Consider the following 19,114-nt stretch of genomic DNA (forward strand, 5'->3'; position numbering starts at 1 on the left):
TGGATTATTCGTTCTTGGATTATGGATGGTTATTAGCACAGGAATTTTGATTTATTCATTTTATAAAACAAAAGAAGCTAGTCCGCCAGATAAGGTAGAAAAGCACTCTTACCGTGCTGCCTATCATTTTACTTCTCCTGATCATTGGAAAAACGATCCGCAGAAGCCCGTTTACTATGAAGGAAATTATCATTATTTTTACCTTTATAATGGAGATTACCCGGATGGCAACGGTACAGAATGGCGACATGCCACCTCTAAAGATTTGGTTCACTGGAAGGATGAAGGAATTGCCATTCCAAAATATACGAATCAAAATGGGGATCCATGGACAGGGTCAGTCGTTGTAGACAAGGAAAATACAGCTGGTTTTGGGAAAGACGCTTTTGTGGCGATCGCAACACAACCCTCTAAGGATGGCCAGAAACAAGAACAATTTCTATGGTACAGTACGGACAAAGGAAATACGTTTACCTCTTACAGTGACGAGCCTATTATGAAAAATCCAGGAACGAAGGATTTTAGAGATCCAAAAATCATCTGGGATAACACGAATCAAAAATGGATCATGACCATGGCCGAAGGATCGAAAATAGGTTTTTATGAGTCTGATAACCTGAGAGATTGGCGCTATACGAGCAGCTTTTCCACTGAGAACATTGGAGTTTTAGAGTGCCCTGACCTATACCAGATCCGCGCTGATGACGGGACAGTAAAGTGGGTGCTGGGCGTCAGTGCAAACGGAAAAGCAGCAGGGAAACCAAACACCTATGCATACTGGACTGGAACGTTTAATGGAACAGAATTTCTTCCAGATAACAATGAACCGCAATGGCTAGACTACGGTTTCGATTGGTATGGCGGAGTAACGTTTGAAGATGTCAAGGCAAGTGACAAATTAGACAAACGCTATGCCCTCGCTTGGATGAATAACTGGGCCTACGCCGATAATACGCCGACATTAAAAGAAGGGTTTAACGGAATGGATTCGATCGTCCGTCAAATTGAACTGAAGCGTGAAGGCGAGAACAAGTATTATCTTTCTTCACAGCCTTCAGAAGCATTAAAAGAATTGACAAGCTCAACGAATTCTTTTGATAAAATCGAAGTGGATGGCTCGGAAACACTTGATGTTAAAGGAGATGCCTATCAAATAGAGGCAGATCTCTCATGGTCGGATTTTAAGAATGCAGGATTCAGGCTCAGAGAGTCAGATGATCAAAAACGCCACGTTGACGTAGGCATTTCTGCAGAAAATTACTCTTATGTCAATCGAGCATTCACAGATCAACCTGACGAAACGAATCAGTTCGTTGAAAGTACTGCACCATTTGATGCCAGTAAGAAGAAGGTTCATTTAAAGATTCTCGTCGATAAAACGAGTATTGAAGTTTTTGTGGATGATGGAAAGGCTGCTTATTCAAACTTAATATTCCCTCATGCTGAAGATAAAGGAATTACTCTCTTCTCCGAGGGCGGCAAAGCGATCTTTAAAAATGTGAAGGTTTCACATTTTGATTCGATTAATTGAACCTCATCTGAAAGACATCCCTTACGGGATCAGTGATTTCTTTATTCCCCTGCTTTCTTCTCGAAGCAGGGGATCTACCAACCAAAAGAACTATTGTAAGCAAAAAAATGAATATTTTTCTGTTTTTGTATCAAAATAATCCAAAGGATTTTCGATTTCTGGTGAAGTTAGTCTAATGTTGTTGGAACTGTTTTCATAAGAAGACAAAGTTTTATTTGGGATATAATCGGAAAAAACACCCAAAATATGCTTGTGCTCCAGCATGACTTTATTTCTCATTCTTGCATAATTGTATCCCATGGAGATGACATGATTAAATGAAATTTAACAAGAAAAAAATCAACGTTGTAGATATTCAAAAAGCGAAGAAAAGTGTGTTTGCTACAGGGGTAGGAAACGCTATGGAGTGGTTTGATTTTGGCTTATATTCCTATTTAGCTGTTATCATTAGTCAAAACTTTTTTAGTGCTGTTGAGAATGATGAGCTAAAACTAGTGTTCACCTTTGCAACATTTGCGATTGCCTTTTTAATGCGCCCAGTAGGCGGTATTATATTTGGTAAAATCGGAGATAAATTAGGAAGAAAGGTCGTTTTAACAACCACGATTATTTTAATGGCTTTTTCAACATTACTTATTGGTTTATTACCTACATATGATCAAATCGGTATATGGGCACCTATACTCTTATTAATAGCTAGAATTATTCAGGGTTTTTCAACTGGTGGCGAATATGCTGGTGCAATGGTCTATATTGCAGAATCTTCTCCAGACAATAAACGTAATATGCTTGGAAGTGGATTAGAAATTGGTACGCTCATTGGTTATATACTCGCTTCACTACTTGCCAGTACACTATTTATTATTCTATCTGATCAACAGATGGCCTCATGGGGTTGGAGAATACCGTTTCTGCTCGGCTTACCTTTAGGGCTTATTGGGTTGTACTTAAGAAAAAGTTTAGAAGAATCACCGATTTTTGAAAATGAACTTTCTGATGATGAAGCCCAAGAGGAAAGCTTCCTTTCAATTTTTAAAAATCACAAAAAGGATATTCTTGTATGTTTTGTAGCTGTTGCATTCTTTAATATTACAAGCTATATGCTATTATCATACATGCCTTCTTATTTAGATGAGATAATTGGATTATCTAGTACAGTAGGAACCCTATTAATTACGATTCTAATGATTATTATGGTGCCACTTACTTTAATGTTTGGAAAGCTCAGTGATAAAATTGGAAATAAGACTGTTTTCTTAATCGGTTTAGGCGGATTAAGTCTATTATCTGCCCTTGCTTTTTATTTAATAAACTTGAATGCTTTAGTATTTATTTCGTTAGGTATTCTAATTCTAGGTGTTCTGCTTTCAATTTATGAAGGCACAATGCCTGGATCTTTACCAGCCATGTTCTATACTGATATTCGATATCGAACATTATCAGTGACCTTTAATGTCTCGGTTTCAATATTTGGTGGAACTACCCCATTAGTTTCTACATGGTTAGTACACCAAACGGGGAATAACTTAGCACCTGGTTTCTATCTAACAGCTGTAAATGTGATCGGATTTTTAGTGATATTATTCTTGTTCAATAGTACTTCAGGAAAATCCCTAAAAGGTTCTTACCCAACAGTTGCTTCTAAATCTGATTATCAAGAAGCTGTTGAAAATCCAAAAGATTCCCTATGGTGGAAAACGGAACAAAGAGAAAAATAAATGGAATTTAAAAAGCACCCATTCAATGGGATGACTACCCGAAATACAAACACTCAAACATGAGCGTCTGTATTTCGGGTTTTTGTTTTACTTATTGAGGTGTTCACGAATAATAAAGTAGGTTAAAAATAGAAAAAAGAATTAAAAGAACTAATCTACTTTAAAGCGATGGAGTTATTTAAAGAAAAGGGTTACGAATATGTTCCCTTTTCACTTTAGAGCAAAGGGAAGAGGAAATCGAGGTTACTTCAAAAGAAAAACGAATTAACAACGAAATATTATAATAACCTTTGACCTTTCCAAATTTTAGAGCTTTCTTTTATGGATTCTTACCAATGCTATCAAAAGAATAATCTATTTTTGCATAAACCTCGTTAGAATATAAATAAATTTAATTATCTATAATTTAATTTGTCTACAGGTTTGATCAATTATTAACCTATGGAAGAAGGTGATGTTTAAAAGTTTGTAGTTAGGAAAGAAAAAATTGATTCACTCTAACTTGTTGTGAAGAGGGGGAGTATACAAGCCAACTATGCGTAAAATTTCTATTTTATGAACAAATGGACATGGGGATAGATGTTTGGTATAAAAAAGGACTCAAGAAAGAAAATTATCATCGATGCGAAGTTTTATAAAAAAACTTGATGCATCAACCAAAAGAGCTGAAGTTAGAGGGATTTTGATATATCAGTTTTACGGGGTTACTGTAGATGATTCATTTCGTTGGGATGATTGGATGACAATGGAAGTAATGACTTTGAACTTATATGATTCGTGGAAGTCTATATATGGAGGTTGATGAGTGTAATAAATAAGGCCAGAGTGAAGCGAGACCGTACCTAATAGTCTCGTATACAAAGTATAAGGAGGTATGGATGAATTGTGTGCCCGGCGAAAATTAGCGGCAGAAAGCGTGTTGGGTCATATCAAGGGCATGGTTCGTTTCGCCACTTCAACTAAAGAGGTCTGGATAAGGTAAACATCGAATTCGGATTGGCCTCCACGGTCAACATTTTCTGAAACAGGCGCAGGTAAATACCCTGTTTCAGAATCAGCTAGGTAATAAACGAAAAAAATCCGGAGAGAAATGCAATTTCTTTCCGGGTTTTCTTCATTTAGTAAATCTGTGCCTGTGAGGCAAATATCCTGTGCTCTAACGAAAAGGAGCGAATTCGCAACATCCATTATAAATAATCAAGAGAAAAGAGTATATACATGGTTTCAACAGGAAAGCCATTTTTCATGAATGCATGGGATATAACAACTTTTGCCTCTTCCTTATCTGACCCGTGCATTTCCATATAGCAATAGTAAAAATTCATAGTTGTTTTTGATAGTCATAAAGTTTATTGAGAAGATTGTCTAATTGGCGACTTATTTTAATAACTTCTGGGGAAGTTAAGCCATATTGATTTCCAAGAAAAATCATTTCATTTCTTTTTTGATTAATTTTATTACTCAACGGCTTTAGCGAATTTTGAACCATCGTCGCATTACCTCAGATTCTGTTATTCTTTATTCAGGGATGTATAAATCACCTTTCATAATCCTTCTAGCTGTCCGATCTAAACCAACGTAAGAAACATCTTCATTCCCTAGTGTCAATGCAGCTCTCACTGCGGTAACCCCTTCAGGCTGTCCGATACGAATGATATGTTCCTTTCCGGTTTCTTTAGCCTTAGCATAACGATTAGGGAGAGTTCCAGGCAGTAATGTAGCAGCAGCTATACAGTACAAGCCACTGCCAGCAAAGGTTCGATGGAATTTCCCCATCGATAACATTTTAGCTGCAATATCTACATCCTCTGCTTTTATTAGTTTGCCTGTTGAAGTTACATAATCTTGTGGTTCGGTTACAATAGCTATTTTTGGAATAGAAGGAGTTTGTCTCGCTTCATCTTCTGTCTTTGACATACCCGCTGCAACGGCCATTTTTACCCGAATCTCATCTAGCTCTTTTAAAAGAGGGTCATTAATTGAAAGCTCACTGTTGAGTTCGATTCCTTTAATTCCTAGGTCGTGGGCTGAAACGAAAACAAAGGGGTTAACTACATCTAAAAAAGAGACATCATACGTTTTATTTGTGGTCGCTACAGAATATGTAAGACCTAAAGGCAGAGTTTTGCCTGTTTTGCCCCCGCCAGGAGCAAGAATGTTGACAGAGAATTTCGCTCCCGTATTATTCAGTCCCGGCATATAATAATCCCCGGTTACTTTTGCTTTACCATTTACCACAGGCACGTTAATTTGAAGCATGCTACTAATATTGGTATTAAATACAGAAACTTCTACATGGCTCGCGGTCGGGGGGACAGCTATATATCCTTCGTCAACAGCGAAAGCGCCTACAGCAGCCATTAAATTGCCACAGGTTCCTTTACTGTCAACAATTTCTTCTCCAATACCAATTTGGTAAAAAGTATAATCCACGTCGGCTCCTTCAACGGAAGAATCGGAAATCACGCATACTTTACTCGTGTGGGAAGTTCCACTCCCTAAACCGTTGATTTGAGACGGGTTGTAAGCATCGATTCCGGTCATGAAAATCTTTTGATAACTTTCAGTATCCTCAGGGAGATCCCGCTTATTAAAAAACAGACCGCGGCTTGTGCCTCCCCGATATAGCGCACAAGGTATTGAGTACTGAGACATTTATATCACCCTTCAAGTCATTTTAGTCATATCTTATTCATCAATCAAAGTGATTACATTAAATCGAGCATCAACTATTCGAGCTCTTTATTTTTTCGCACATCTTTTTTTGTTTATATAATAGTTGAGGTTTTAACGTTATTCAAATGTTTTGAAAGGATACCATCCAAATAATTTTTCACAGCCTCAGGGTTGCAGGAAATGTTCTCTGCTCTGATATGGTCTTGGTATAATTTCGCGGAGGCTTTCGTTAAAACATCTTCTTCTGTGGATTGAGGAACAACGACAACTCCATCCATATCACCAACAATAATATCTCCTGGATGAACAGGAATCCCTCCGCATGAAATAGGACCGTTTATTTCTCCCGCACCGGATTTTGCACTTGCAGCTACTGTTGTTCCTTTGCAAAATACAGGATAGTTAAGCGCTTTAATACCAACGATGTCACGAATCACTCCATCAACAACGATTCCATTTATCCCCATGGCTTGAGCCATCGAAACCACGAAGTCGCCAGCAACAGCCCGATAAGAGTCCCCTTTTGCATCAATAACCAAAACATCTCCTGGTTTTGCTTCTCTGATGGCTCTTAAAACTGCAAGGTTGTCACCTACAGGCATTTTGACTGTAAGAGCTCTTCCAATCAATTGTTTATTGTCGCTTAAAGGCTTAATGGCTGGAGACAGGTTATTAAGTCCCTGCATGGCATCCGAAATACAAGGTGTTGGGATTCCTTGAAATTGCTTTACAATATTCTTCATACTATTACCTCCCTAAGTCTGTGACTGTTTATAAATTTAATACAGAAAGGCCAATAAATATAATACAAAAACCTAATTAATAGACATAACAATAATCGATATCTGGATTGTACGTTGGATGTATCGAAAGAAAAAAGAGGAGCCAATTTATTTAAGAGGTGCAAGATAATCTTTCATGAGTGAAAGGCACAGGCTTTATAGAAGAAAAAATGTGAAGGACATAAGAAGATGTTCTTTTAAGCATGGAATTAAGCATTCAATGGAAACAGATATTTATTTTATTTATTGCTACCTATACAATATATGAATTTTTCGTATAACTACGCGTCATCTATAATAAACGGAAGGTTGGAAAAGTCATTGGGATACTATTGCCTGAAAACGCTATTAAATCCATGTTCGGAAAGGTTGATTGCAATGCTTTAGCTTTTTTCACTATGCTTATTTGCACGAAGCAAGATTCAGGAACTTTGTAGAAATAGATAAACGGTATTTATATCGAGATCTATAGAGATGGGAATACATACTCAGAAAGTCTGATTTATTAAATTGATTTTAAACGTTTATAAGACAAAAGTTTTATTTCACTATAAAAGGAGGATTATTATGTTAACTATTCTTGGTTTGTCAATGATCACAGTATTTACTATATTAATTATGTCTAACCGGATGACATCCTTTACTGCTTTAACTTTAGTACCACTTTTATTTGCTCTAATCGCAGGTTTCGGTACTCAAGTTGATACTATGATGCTAGAAGGAATAAAAGGTGTCGCCTCATCCGCCGCCTTTCTATTATTTGCTTTATTATTCTTTGGTATTATGATCGATGCTGGATTGTTTGACCCTTTAATAAAGAAAGTGTTGAAAACGGTGAAGGGAGATCCTGTAAAAATTGCCATAGGAACTGCTGTTTTAACTGCACTGGTGGCTTTAGATGGAGATGGAACTACTACTTTCATGATTGTTGTTTCTTCCATGCTGCCTTTGTATAAAAGAATTAACATGAATCCTTTGATATTAGCAACGACTTCCATGCTATCATTCAGTATCGTAAGCGGCTTGACTCCATGGGGGGGACCAGCGGTACGTTCGCTATCCGTGTTAGGCTTTGATCAAACAGAGTTCTTTGTTCCACTAATCCCCACACTAATTGGCGGCGTCGTTTGGGTGGTTTTCCTAGCATACGTACTCGGAAAAGCGGAAAGAAAAAGAATTGGTGTAATAGATGTATCCGTTATAGAGGGGTTTGAAAAGAATGAAGAATTAGCAGCAACCATTGAACAAAATGATATAACACGGCCAAAGTTAATATGGGTAAATTTATTTCTGACTATTGCTGTGATGACTGCACTTATTAGTGGAATAATGGAAGCGGCAACATTATTTCTAATTGGAGCTGTGGTTGCAATGATGATTAACTATCCAAGTATAGAGCAGCAGAAAAACCGCATTAAAGCTCACGCCAGTAATGCTATAACTGTCATTTTAGTTGTATTTGCAGGAGGGGCTTTCGCAGGAATATTAGAAGGAACAAAAATGGTCGATGCATTAGCAGGAAGCTTAGTTTCAATCATCCCGGATTCTTGGAATGGACTATTCCCAGTGATTGTAGGGCTTGTGAGTATTCCGTTTAATTTTGCGATGTCCAATGATGCCTATTATTTTGGTGTTGTCCCTGTTCTAGCTGAAACAGCAGTGGTGTATGGAATCGATCCTATCCAAGTTGTTCGGGCTGCTGTTTTGGCCCAGCCGGTTCATTTTCTGCTTCCGCTCGTGTCTTCAACAATTTTATTAATCGGAATGCTGAATTTAGAGATTGGTTCATATCTTCGATTTGCACTAAAATGGTCGGTTCTAACATCTCTTGTTCTTATTGTTCTCGCTTTAATTACCGGAGGAATATCTATCTCCTTATAAAAAGCAGAAAAGCATTATCGTCCTTCTCGATTGAGAATAGGGATGATAATGCTTTTTGTTTAAACCTAAATCAAAATAAAAGAATACCCGGCTATAATGTTTCACCTCTATAGTCTAGGGACATTTATTATTATTGCAAGTCTATGTTCTCAACAAAGTTCACGAATACTTTGACGAGATTGAGTTCTAGTGAGTCTTCGTTGTAGTACATCCACGTTCTTCGCAAAAGTGGATTTCCATTCTGATCAACTAATTCAATTTTGTGCAAATCATCTACACCCTCTAGGATAAGGTTTGGCAAAATACCATAGCCTAAGCCATTAACAACCAGTTCTTTACATGTATCCACTTGGTCCACTTCTACACTTGTTAAAGGGGCTTGGGAATAATTTTCAGTCCACCAATTATCTATTAATGCTTTGAGTAGAGAATCCGTTTTGTAATCAATTCTCCTTAAATAAGGTAGATCTATAAGGTCAATCTTCTTTTTTGAGGCTACACATAATGTTTCTTCCATCAACAAATGTTTCTGTCCCACCCAATTATAATCTCCACGTATAAAGCCAATATGAACATCCTGATTATAAAAAGCTTTAAACACCTGGCTGCTTAAGCCTGTGATTATTTTAAATTCCACTAGTGGGTATTGTTCTTGAAACAATTTTAAGATGGTAGGAAGCTTATATTTGGTAAAAAAATTAGAAACACCAAGTCTTAGTGTACCTTTTACATCGTTGCTCATATTATTTAAGATTTCTTTCACTTTTAAGAAATAAGTGAGGGCTTCTTCCGCACAAGCAGCAAGATACTCACCATGAGGAGTAAAATGGATCCCACGCCTGCCGCGGTTAAACATCTTAACACCAAGTTCTTCCTCTATTTGTTTTAATCTATTCGTGAGAGCAGGTTGAGAAACAAATAAAATCTGAGCTGTTTTTGTAATGTTTTTTTGTTCGTAAAGTATTTTTATAATCTCCCAATCTCTGTAGTTCATAGCTATTTTTGTCCTCTCTTTAACCAGATAGAGTTACTACTTTTCTTTTATTTTAATATAGGCGTCACAATCTTTGTTAAAAATATTAGGATAGAGTTTGTTGCGAAGTAATCTTCTTTTGTTCTACAGGGGAGGAAGAACCGGTTTAATGGTTTATCTAACACTATTAATTCTGATATTCAAATAAATAATAGAAAGAAATAAAAATTAAGTATTTCACTAAATGCTATAGTTCTAATACAGTTAATTTATTGTAGATGTTTTGTTTACGATAAATGGATTTTTAAACTGAGAAAAAGATTTTGAAATCGGATTCATAATTACGGAGCTTAAAAACATGTGCCATTATGCTTTTCTTGCTCATTGTTTGACAAATATGCTCTACCTTAGCTTTCGGTCTTTTCCAACAGCTAGGTGAGCAAATAACAATCAACGTCAAAATTAAATACTAAATGGTGGGCGAAAACAAAGTAAATAAAAGTTAATAGTAATGCCTTATTATTAAAAAATGTTAAAGGAGGGACACTTTTGATGATAGAGAAAAAAGTAATTGTCCAGCTTCAAAACGGCCTTCAGGCAAAAGCTGCTACACACTTTGTGCAGAAAGCATCTAACTTTGAAAGTGATATTACAATTGTTTTAAAAAATGGAAGATTTATTGTTGCAAAAAGCATAATGGGAGTTATGGCCTCTGCCATTAAGAAGGGAGAAGAATTTACATTGGTTGCTGACGGGAGTGAAGAACAAAAAAGTGTAACCATCTTAGAAACTTTTCTTTTGAATAAGGAATAACAGGGGCATAGATTCTACAGAATTTCAGATGCCTCCTTGATTTATAGAATAAGAACGTTTTCTTATTCTATTGGGTAAGGAGATATTTTTCATCATAAGGAAGGGTGGCTTTTTATGAAAGCAATTGTTGTAACTCAATTTGGAGGTCCAGACGTATTAACCTATACCGACATTGAGCAGCCTCAGGTTGATCCAGGTCAAGTGCTCATCAAAGTGGAAGCCTGCAGTGTGAACTTCAGTGATATTAAAATACGGCGGGGATCTAAAGGAAATGGCAAGGTGCCTTACGTGCCAGGAATTGATGCAGCAGGAGTCATTACAAAAGTAGGCGAAAATGTAAAGGGGTTCACCATCGGGCAAAGAGTAATAGCCTTTCCAAAAGGCGGAGCTTATGCTGAGTATGCAGTGGCGCCTGCAAATCTTACCTTCCCTATTTCAGAAAAGATTGATTTTTTGACGGCTGCATCGGCACCCATTGCTTCTTTTACGGCTTACCAGCTTTTAGCGGACGTTGCACGAATTCAGGCAGGGGAAACAGTCTTGGTACATGCAGCTGGCGGAGGTGTAGGGACAACGGCCATTCAATTAGCAAAGCTGCTAGGTGCAGGAAAGGTGATCGGTACCGTAAGCAGGGATGAAAAAGCAGACGTTGTTTTAGAAGCTGGAGCTGACCATGTCATTAATACATCAACAGAAGACTTTGCCAAAAAAACGCTCGAATTTACAAACGGTGCAGGAGTTGACATTGTTTTAGATTCCATTGCAGGAGACGTGACCGAAAAAAGCCTGGACTGCCTGGCCATGTTCGGAAGAATTGCACACTTTGGCAATGCCGGAGGAAAGAGCGGGTTGATCCAAACAAAAGACCTTCATGCGAGCTGCCGGTCTATACGCGGATTCAGCTTTGGGACTGTAAGAAAGCACAAGCCGGAACGCGTACAGCCTGTTGCCTCACAAATTATTCGTTATCTGGAAGAAGAGCGTTTAAACATGGTTGTTGGTCATACCTATAAACTGGCTGACGCAGCCAAAAGCCATGCGTTAATCGAAGAAAGAAAAAGCAAAGGGAAAATTATTTTAATTCCTCCTCATTCTGAATTAAATCAATCTCTAGAGCTTTAATAGTTTTCAAGGTTTAAGAAATTAATAAAAAGAGACCTAAAGAAATAGTGGACCGACAAAAACTTGAGAAATATAAATAAGCTATGTCTTTATGTTCCAATCATAAGAGAGAAGAATGGTAGAGATACAAAGATGACGAATCTTAAACAAGCTGCACTACAAATGCATTTAAGAAAAAAAGGGGAAAATTGAAATTCATTCTAAAGTCACCGTACAAAATATGAGTGATTTAAGTTTAGCTTATTCACCAGGCGTTGCAGAACCTTGTTTATAAATAAAAAAGGAGGACGACAAAATATATGACTATACAATGAAAGGAAACCTCGTAGCTGTTTGTGTCTAATGGTACAGCGGTGCTGGGCCATGGAAATATTGGCCCGAAAGCGTCCATGCCAGTAATGGAAGGAAAGGCTTTACTGTTTAAAGCATTTGCCGATGTAGATGCGTTCCCTATTTGATTGGACACAACAGACACTGATAAAATGATAGAAACTGTAAAGGTACTGGAACTGTCTTTTGGCAGTGTGAATCTGGAAGATATTGTAGCTCCTCAATGTTTTGACATTGAAGCCGGCTGCAGGAAATGTGTGAAATTCCTATATTTCATGATGTTCAGCATGGCACCGCGATACGGCTAGAATTCGTTCTTTTTGGCCTACTTATAAACAAGAGAGTATAAAGTTTGAATACTCTCTTGTTTTTTATTTAGAAATTGAATGGGCTGCTCTGTACGCCAGTAAGTTCATTTTTTCATTTTCATCATGATACGAGAAATAGCTGCCAGGGTTTTTCGTGAAACCTGCTATTTCCTTACTTGAGATAGTAAAATGATGATTCTGCAATTCTTCTTCCAAAAAGTAAGGTTGGAATGCCTTCAGGTTTGGTGTCGGATAGATGGATTGAATATTTTTTAATGACTTTGAATTCGCTTCATAAAAAACAGCATTCCCTATTATGCAGGAATTATTTTTTAGATATTGTTTTAAAATTTGAACAGGTGATTCCTTGTAAATTAAAGAGTACTGAGAAAAGGAGATACTATCAATAAAAATATCTATTGAATGATGTGTCAGTGGTAAGTGTAAATCGCTATTGACAATGTAAAGAACTGATAAATCCGGGTGAAGTTTTTCAATGCTTTGCTTTAATGTTTTAATCCATTCAAGAGAGTAGCACGTAAAAATATATGACGTATTTTTTTTAGAAAGGGAAGAGAGATATGTTGGTAACATCATTGAAATTTCAATGTTTGTTTCTAATACAATTTTATTTTCAATTAGTTGTTGTGTTAATTCGTTATACATCCATAATTTACTCTTTTCTAGTAAACTAATAAAATTAGGATTCCATTTTTTAAGATCAATTTCATAAATGGAATATTTAAAAGGGGACGCCTTCAGGTTGCTTGTGAACAGAATGCCTTTTTTGATTTCCGATTGATAGCCGCAGCTGCAAAACAGATTCCCTTCAAAGATCTGATTTCCCAGTATGGAAGCATTTTGTAAACTTAATCCACTTTGGCAATACGGGCAAGAAAGAATGGGGACAAAAAGCAATGGAACACCCTTATTCCTATTATCCTGTTCGAAATTCTCATATGTCTCGTTATTTATCTTTGTATCAATCGAATGAATCGCATTTAAAATTTGATTCTTCTCCTCGATTAATTGCATCTTTTTTTCAACGAGCAAGTTTCTAAAGTAGCTCATATTTCTATAATTCCCATTGTTCGTTATTCGTTTAAAAGATAAGATTTTATGAATTTCTTTTAACGAAAAACGATACAACTTAAGTTCATTAATCAAAGCCATGTCTTCAAGACAGATTGTATTCATCTGAAATTGTGTGTTTATTTTTTCGGGAATCAAAAGTCCTTTTTCAATATAATGTCTTACTGTATCAATCTAAACATCAAAGTTTTTGGCGAACTGTCCAATCTTCATAAAGATTCCTCCTGCTGATTCCGTTAAAGCAAAACGCGAACAATATATGTCCATCTATTAATAGCTTTAAAGCCTTGGTATTACTGAGTTTCTCAGTTGCCAAGGCTTTTTTTATTTTAATGAAAATGAAAGGGAAATGGCTGGCTGACCACATTTCAAACTATTTCATATTCAACTGGGCATAATCCGTGTATTTTAATATCCGTCTACACTTGTGATAACTACAGATAAGAAGGCAGGTAAAGCAACTTTCACTAAATTGTTTACAGCATAATCAATAGCCCTTACTCGTATTGAGTAGGTTTTTTTTTTTTTTTTTTTTGAAGCCTTGTTAAAGGTGTTGTTGAATTTCTTTATGAACTAAAAGGCGCAGATTAGTGGAATAAGAAAAGGCATTAAAAAAGCAAGCAAACAAAAAAATAGCATCTGAGTACTATAACGAATAAAAAGGCTCTGCTAACTGCAGAGCCTTTTGTTTAACATCATATTATTGATTTTAGCTATTAAATAATTGAAGCAATATTTTGTATGTTTTTTAAAGTTTCTAAGAATCTTTTATATTGTTCTTTGCCTATATCATTGATAATTCTTTCTTGTATTTGGAGCCAAATTGGATTTGCTTCTTTCAGTTTATTTATACCTAAATCGGTTATTGTTATAATTTTCGCTCTAGAATCATATTTATCTTTTGTAATGTTAACCAATCCATTTTTTTTTAAATTATTCACATTACGAGTAGCTGTTGTTTGATCAAGGAGCATAATTTCTCCTAATTTACTTATCGAAACGCCTTTGTGGCGGACGATGTTAACTAGCATAGAGTATTGAGTGATTTTTAAACCGGTAGATTGTAAAAATTTATCATATAACTGAGTAACTACTCTTGACGTTTTTCTAAGATTTGAACCAACACAAATTTGCAATAGATCTATATCATTATGTTCTCTACTCACAGAAATGTTCTCCTTTTATAGTTCATTCTTGACAGATTAAATAATACTTACTAACATTATATATGTATATACATGTATTTTAAAGTATTTTGTTAATGATATTGTTTATATTCGTATGTACTAATTAAAATGAAGGGAGGAAAACAATGTAGAGAAACTTTCGTATGATACATGTATATACATGTAAATTGAAGTGCTTTTTTAGTGGTTTGAGCATTGAAATTAGTTTATCACTTTAGGAGGAATCAAGTATGGGAAAGAGTCGTTATGAAAAGGGCTTAGACAAATTAATGGAATTTACTGTGAAAGATAACGAAGTAGCATCTACTCATTTGAAAATTACTGAAAACTTTAAAGATATAGCACCAGATGTAAGTAAATATATGATTGAGTTTACATATGGTGACATTTATACTCGTCCGGGGCTAGATAACAAGCAACGTGCCTTGGTCACAATTTCGTCTCTTGTAACCCTAGGAACGGAGCCACAGCTTGAATTGCATATTAATGCAGGATTAACAGCCGGATTGACTCCTGAAGAGATTATTGAAGTATTCATACAATTACTTTCATACACAGGTTTTCCTCGTGTTCTTAATGCAATAGAAGTAGCTAGAAAAGTATTCACTCAACGAGGTTTATCTGTTGAAACTCCAAATCATGATGATCTTGTCTAAGCACTACATGCTTTTTTAATAATTTTTAATTTTTGATAGTAGGTGGGGATAAAAGTGCCATTAAATGCAGGAGATATAATTACTTTTGAACGGACTTTTACAGTAGATGATGTTCATTTGTTTACAAGGGTTTCAGGTGATGAAGGTTCTCATCATCTCAACCCTGATGAACACGGAAGATTTATAATCCAGGGGTTATTGACTGCAACATTGCCTACAAAAGTAGGAGGAGATTATAACGTACTCGCTCGCACTATGAATTTTGAATTTTTAAGACCTGTTTTTACTGGGGATACAATAATTTGTGAAGTAACCATTGAAAAATTTGAAAACCAAGATAAAAGGACATCTATTGATGCATCATTTCTATGTATAAACCAGAATAACAAAGAAGTATTAAAAGGAAACTTTGCGGGAGTCATACTATAAACCTTAAATTTTTTTCTACAAGAATTTTTTTATATAGATAGGGAAACTTCGTACTATTGCTTTATTGTTCTTATAGCTGACTTAGATATTAAATTGTAATAGGAGTAATGTTATGAAGAGTGAGGAATTCGAATTGGATAGCCCCAAAAATTTGAAAGATTTAATCCGCACTTTCTCTGAGGAAAAAGAGGCACCAAGAATCGACCCTTACCTTTCAATTCAAATCGATAACATTGTAATGGTATTGAATGATCTGGGTCAATCCGAAGTTATATTTGAAAAGAACATAAGGAAGTTATTGGATTTGATAAATAGTGACGAAGTAAAAAGGTTTAAACTAGGGGTGGAGATTCTAGGAAAGATACTTGGTTTTGAAGCAATCCAGCCGAAGGGTGATGCAGTACTAGATGGAGTCTGGCGTCTAAGAGATAGATATTTAGGATTTGAAACTAATGTAGAGGGAATTTGTATAGCCCCTTTAGAAAGTGAAGCGTGCAGACGAATACATGGACATAAGAAATGGATACAGGAAAATGTACCCTTCCCAGATGGAGCAACTATTGATTTTATCATAATAAGCAAAAAAAATATGACTAGTGAGGACTCGTTGTCTCATGCAAACGACTTATTTCACATAAATACATCTGTTATTAGAGAAATAGCATTAAAGACAACAATTATGTTAAGGTGGATCCTATCAGTTTTTAGAAAAAACCAGAGACAAAAACAGGAGGATCAAATATATAAAATAATAACCTCGGAAAAGTTGACTTACCGAGACATTGAGGAATATTTTAAAACATAGCTCCTCGATGAGTTGTATTAATTAGATAAATAAAGATGTATAAAATTTAGGTAAAAAGAAATTAAATTAAATTCTTTTATACTATAGTAAATATAAATTTTCTTCTATTGTACTATAGGGGGCAATACTTGATTAGTGGTATTGCCTATTCTTATATCACATAGGGATCAGCATTCCTGTAATAACTGAATAACATTTTAGAGTTTGTGAATTAATGTACTTAAACTAACGGGTGCGCTACATTAAAACCTGTTTTCAAAGAAAATGGAACTGTTACTGCCGGAAATAGCAGTGGAAGAAATGATGGAGCAGCAACAGTAGTTCTAATGTCAGAGGAAGCCGCAATAAAACTTGGGAAAAAAACGAAAGCAAAAGTGATAGCTCAGGCTGCTTCTGGTGTAGATCCGAACTATATGGGTATTGGTCCGGTTCCGGCTACATTAAAGGCACTGAAAATGGCTAATTTACGTTTAGAAGACATCGATATAATTGAACTAAATGAAGCTTTTTCTGCACAATCTCTTGCGGTTATTAAAGAATTAAAAATGGATATAAATAAGGTGAATCCTAATGGTGGGGCTATTGCTATGGGACATCCAATTGGAGCAACAGGAGCGATATTAGTAACAAAGGCTCTCCATGAATTAGAACGGACAGGAAAACGTTATGGTCTAATCACGTTATGTATCGCAGGAGGATTAGGCAGTACAACAATCATTGAAAATACACAAATATAAAGAGAATGCCCTTTCAGCTTCAGCAACGAGTTTAGATATAACTATGGGAAGTCATAACGTAGTGATTGTAATTAAAAGACCAGTAACAGGCATTGCCATCAGTATAAGTCCAACGCCTTCAGGAGGATAATCGTTAAGCTAAAGAAGGGTAAGAAAAAATCTAAATCTTTTCTGCTTCTCTTTTTATAAATAACGATTAACAGAAAGATTGCAAAGTCATGCAACAAGTATTAATTTTTACATCTATTTTGGTGCCAATCGTAGCAGTGATGGTTCAGGTGGTTAAACAGACGGTTAATTTGAGGAGGTTCAGTTGCCTTTCCATTCACAGATATTGATATTGTATGAAGGTTATGGGCCTGGGCTTTCGCTGGACTAGGTTGAACTGGCTTTTATGAGTTAATTGCCAAGAGAAGAACTTCAAAAAAAGCTGCCCATTGGGTAGCTTTTTATTTTAATGCACTGTAAAACGTATATTGTATGCTTTTACAATTAACGTGGCAAGCTATTTAATGGTTATAAAGTAAAGAAGGAGTGAAGTATGCTTTTTCATATTTTTGTTGGTTTTATACTTCCTTGGGTCCTAGGGTTATATTTGTTTAGAAATCAAACAAGGCTTTTCATTATTTTTTATCCGTTTGGTTCAGCGACAAGTTTTCTAATAAATGAAATTGGATTTGCTTATTTTTGGAAGATGGATAAAGAAACTGGTGCAATTTTATATGATTTAGGCTTTTATCCTATAGCGTGTTGCTTATTTATTGCCAGCATACATTTTGAAAAAATGTCTGTTATAACAAACTTTTTAGTTTTTATATTAGGTACAAATTTCTTTGAATTAGTAATAGTCCTACTTGGTAAGTTAGAATATCGGAATGGGTGGAATATATATTGGTCTGCAGTCAGTTATTTACTGGCCTATTTAACAGTTTATGGTTATTATAAAATAGTACAGAAGTATTTTGCATTAAAAACACCCTAATGATTTAGGGAAATGATGAAACGCTTTAGGGCGTTTTTTTTGTTACCCAAATTGAGAAAAAAAAGGTGACGATGGAAATTGACGGTTGCATTGTAAACGTTATTGGATCGTTCAATTATAAACATGTTCAGGTATTAATTCAGTTGTGAAAGGATGGTAATGGGAAGCTAAAACTAAGGCTGCCATTGTCACTGTCCAAAGAGGTGTAAAAGGGAATCTTACATGGATCCTATAGGCTGCACTTTATTTGGAATGATTTAACCCTGGATCACTTGATTTTATCTTTGGAAAAGGTAATGAGTCGGCTTTATATAAGTTTCAGAAGGCACGTAGAATTTCTGCAGATACGAAAGCCGGTAAAGGCACCTCCACTGAATTGTTTGCTGCATAATAAAAAGCCCTTACTCGCTTTGAGTAGGGGCGTTTTATTTATATCTCTGTTTAAAGTACATTCACTTAACAAGTGCATATGATAATTTCAAAAACTGTGAAGGGTTGAGAAAGATGTATTATGTTCCTTATATCTATCCCTATCAATATCAAAATCCATATTACGTTAACGTACCAATGTATAACTATGTAAGAAATCCTGATTATTGGAGTGTTAATAATGCTAACCAATTGGGTTATTTACAATCATCAAACGGAAGAAATAATATGGAGGTAAAAGATCATGGACCAAAACCATTTGTGGTGAATATCAATGACGCTACGAAACAAAACAATACCTACCGTACCGCTTTATGGACAGGAAAACACTTGCAAGTTACATTAATGAGTCTTAAAGTTGGTGAAGATATTGGTTTAGAAATTCACCCTGACGTTGACCAATTTTTACGTATTGAACAAGGTCAAGGGGTTGTTCAAATGGGTAATAGACAGGATAATTTAAACTTCGTAAAAAACGTCTATGATGATTTTGCAATAATGATACCTGCTGGTACATGGCATAATGTAACCAATACAGGGAATATTCCGCTAAAACTTTATTCGATATATGCTCCTCCTAACCATCCATTTGGCACTGTTCATGTTACCAAAGCAGATGCAATGGCTGCAGAAGAAGGTCATCGGATATGGCAATAGATTAAC

The 19,114-nt window shown here is 35.7% G+C and carries 17 protein-coding genes and 2 pseudogenes; 12 read left to right on the plus strand and 7 right to left on the minus strand.

The features are described 5' to 3' along the window. The first annotated feature begins 25 nt into the window (after positions 1 to 25). Positions 26 to 1,531: a glycoside hydrolase family 32 protein gene (locus BW986_RS14555; protein ID WP_397222479.1), complete on the plus strand. Its 1,506-nt coding sequence runs from the start codon at positions 26 to 28 to the stop codon at positions 1,529 to 1,531. A 317-nt stretch (positions 1,532 to 1,848) separates the two neighbouring features. Continuing rightward, positions 1,849 to 3,249 (plus strand): MFS transporter, encoded by a 1,401-nt coding sequence (locus tag BW986_RS14560; protein WP_076368602.1) that lies wholly within the window; start codon positions 1,849 to 1,851, stop codon positions 3,247 to 3,249. A 924-nt stretch (positions 3,250 to 4,173) separates the two neighbouring features. On the opposite strand, the gene BW986_RS14570 is transcribed toward BW986_RS14560, so the two are convergent. The 4 genes from BW986_RS14570 to BW986_RS14585 all read right to left on the minus strand — a co-directional run bounded on the left by BW986_RS14570 (position 4,174) and on the right by BW986_RS14585 (position 6,668). Then, the gene (locus BW986_RS14570) at positions 4,174 to 4,437 is read right to left on the minus strand and encodes a hypothetical protein (RefSeq protein ID WP_076368604.1); all 264 of its coding nucleotides are present in this window, start codon (positions 4,435 to 4,437) and stop codon (positions 4,174 to 4,176) included. 133 nt (positions 4,438 to 4,570) lie between these two features. Then, a complete protein-coding gene (locus BW986_RS14575) occupies positions 4,571 to 4,738 on the minus strand; it encodes an aspartyl-phosphate phosphatase Spo0E family protein (protein WP_076368605.1) in 168 nt (55 codons plus the stop codon). Between the two features lie 29 nt (positions 4,739 to 4,767). After that, positions 4,768 to 5,904 (minus strand): PrpF domain-containing protein, encoded by a 1,137-nt coding sequence (locus tag BW986_RS14580; RefSeq protein WP_076368606.1) that lies wholly within the window; start codon positions 5,902 to 5,904, stop codon positions 4,768 to 4,770. Between the two features lie 113 nt (positions 5,905 to 6,017). After that, positions 6,018 to 6,668: an RraA family protein gene (locus BW986_RS14585; protein ID WP_076368607.1), complete on the minus strand. Its 651-nt coding sequence runs from the start codon at positions 6,666 to 6,668 to the stop codon at positions 6,018 to 6,020. 606 nt (positions 6,669 to 7,274) lie between these two features. Here BW986_RS14585 and BW986_RS14590 point away from each other — a divergent pair. Beyond that, positions 7,275 to 8,588 (plus strand): CitMHS family transporter, encoded by a 1,314-nt coding sequence (locus BW986_RS14590; protein ID WP_076368608.1) that lies wholly within the window; start codon positions 7,275 to 7,277, stop codon positions 8,586 to 8,588. Positions 8,589 to 8,718: 130 nt separating this feature from the next. Here the strand turns inward: BW986_RS14590 and BW986_RS14595 are convergent, their stop codons facing one another. Next, complete coding sequence (locus BW986_RS14595; RefSeq protein ID WP_076368609.1) at positions 8,719 to 9,582, minus strand: LysR family transcriptional regulator; 864 nt, start codon at positions 9,580 to 9,582, stop codon at positions 8,719 to 8,721. Positions 9,583 to 10,113: 531 nt separating this feature from the next. Here BW986_RS14595 and BW986_RS14600 point away from each other — a divergent pair. The 3 genes and pseudogenes from BW986_RS14600 to BW986_RS14610 form a co-directional block, all read left to right on the plus strand. Then, positions 10,114 to 10,374, plus strand: coding sequence for an HPr family phosphocarrier protein (locus tag BW986_RS14600; RefSeq protein WP_076368610.1), 261 nt, complete (start codon positions 10,114 to 10,116; stop codon positions 10,372 to 10,374). A gap of 114 nt (positions 10,375 to 10,488) precedes the next feature. Beyond that, positions 10,489 to 11,496, plus strand: a complete 1,008-nt coding sequence (locus BW986_RS14605) for a quinone oxidoreductase family protein (RefSeq protein ID WP_076368611.1) — start codon at positions 10,489 to 10,491, stop codon at positions 11,494 to 11,496. 132 nt (positions 11,497 to 11,628) lie between these two features. After that, positions 11,629 to 12,127, plus strand: a pseudogene (locus BW986_RS14610) (NAD(P)-dependent malic enzyme); the annotation flags it as partial. A gap of 70 nt (positions 12,128 to 12,197) precedes the next feature. Here BW986_RS14610 and BW986_RS14615 read toward each other — a convergent pair. Both BW986_RS14615 and BW986_RS14620 read right to left on the minus strand, forming a co-directional pair. Beyond that, positions 12,198 to 13,205 (minus strand): hypothetical protein, encoded by a 1,008-nt coding sequence (locus BW986_RS14615; RefSeq protein ID WP_142244624.1) that lies wholly within the window; start codon positions 13,203 to 13,205, stop codon positions 12,198 to 12,200. Between the two features lie 737 nt (positions 13,206 to 13,942). Beyond that, positions 13,943 to 14,392 (minus strand): MarR family winged helix-turn-helix transcriptional regulator, encoded by a 450-nt coding sequence (locus tag BW986_RS14620; protein WP_076368612.1) that lies wholly within the window; start codon positions 14,390 to 14,392, stop codon positions 13,943 to 13,945. 251 nt (positions 14,393 to 14,643) lie between these two features. Here BW986_RS14620 and BW986_RS14625 point away from each other — a divergent pair, with 251 nt between their 5' ends. From BW986_RS14625 to BW986_RS14650, 6 genes and pseudogenes are all read left to right on the plus strand, one after another. Further along, positions 14,644 to 15,069, plus strand: coding sequence for a carboxymuconolactone decarboxylase family protein (locus BW986_RS14625; RefSeq protein WP_076368613.1), 426 nt, complete (start codon positions 14,644 to 14,646; stop codon positions 15,067 to 15,069). A gap of 54 nt (positions 15,070 to 15,123) precedes the next feature. After that, the gene (locus BW986_RS14630) at positions 15,124 to 15,498 is read left to right on the plus strand and encodes a hotdog domain-containing protein (RefSeq protein WP_076368614.1); all 375 of its coding nucleotides are present in this window, start codon (positions 15,124 to 15,126) and stop codon (positions 15,496 to 15,498) included. Positions 15,499 to 15,610: 112 nt separating this feature from the next. Next, positions 15,611 to 16,303, plus strand: coding sequence for a hypothetical protein (locus BW986_RS14635; protein ID WP_076368615.1), 693 nt, complete (start codon positions 15,611 to 15,613; stop codon positions 16,301 to 16,303). Between the two features lie 239 nt (positions 16,304 to 16,542). Next, positions 16,543 to 17,040 (plus strand): annotated as a pseudogene (locus BW986_RS14640) (thiolase family protein); the annotation flags it as partial. A gap of 541 nt (positions 17,041 to 17,581) precedes the next feature. Then, a complete protein-coding gene (locus BW986_RS14645; protein WP_076368616.1) occupies positions 17,582 to 18,022 on the plus strand; it encodes a hypothetical protein in 441 nt (146 codons plus the stop codon). Between the two features lie 504 nt (positions 18,023 to 18,526). Next, positions 18,527 to 19,108, plus strand: a complete 582-nt coding sequence (locus BW986_RS14650) for a cupin domain-containing protein (RefSeq protein ID WP_076368617.1) — start codon at positions 18,527 to 18,529, stop codon at positions 19,106 to 19,108. The last annotated feature ends 6 nt before the right edge of the window (positions 19,109 to 19,114 follow it).

The sequence above is a fragment of the Peribacillus simplex genome, from assembly GCF_900156045.1.
Taxonomy (GTDB): Bacteria; Bacillota; Bacilli; order Bacillales; family DSM-1321; genus Peribacillus; species Peribacillus simplex_D.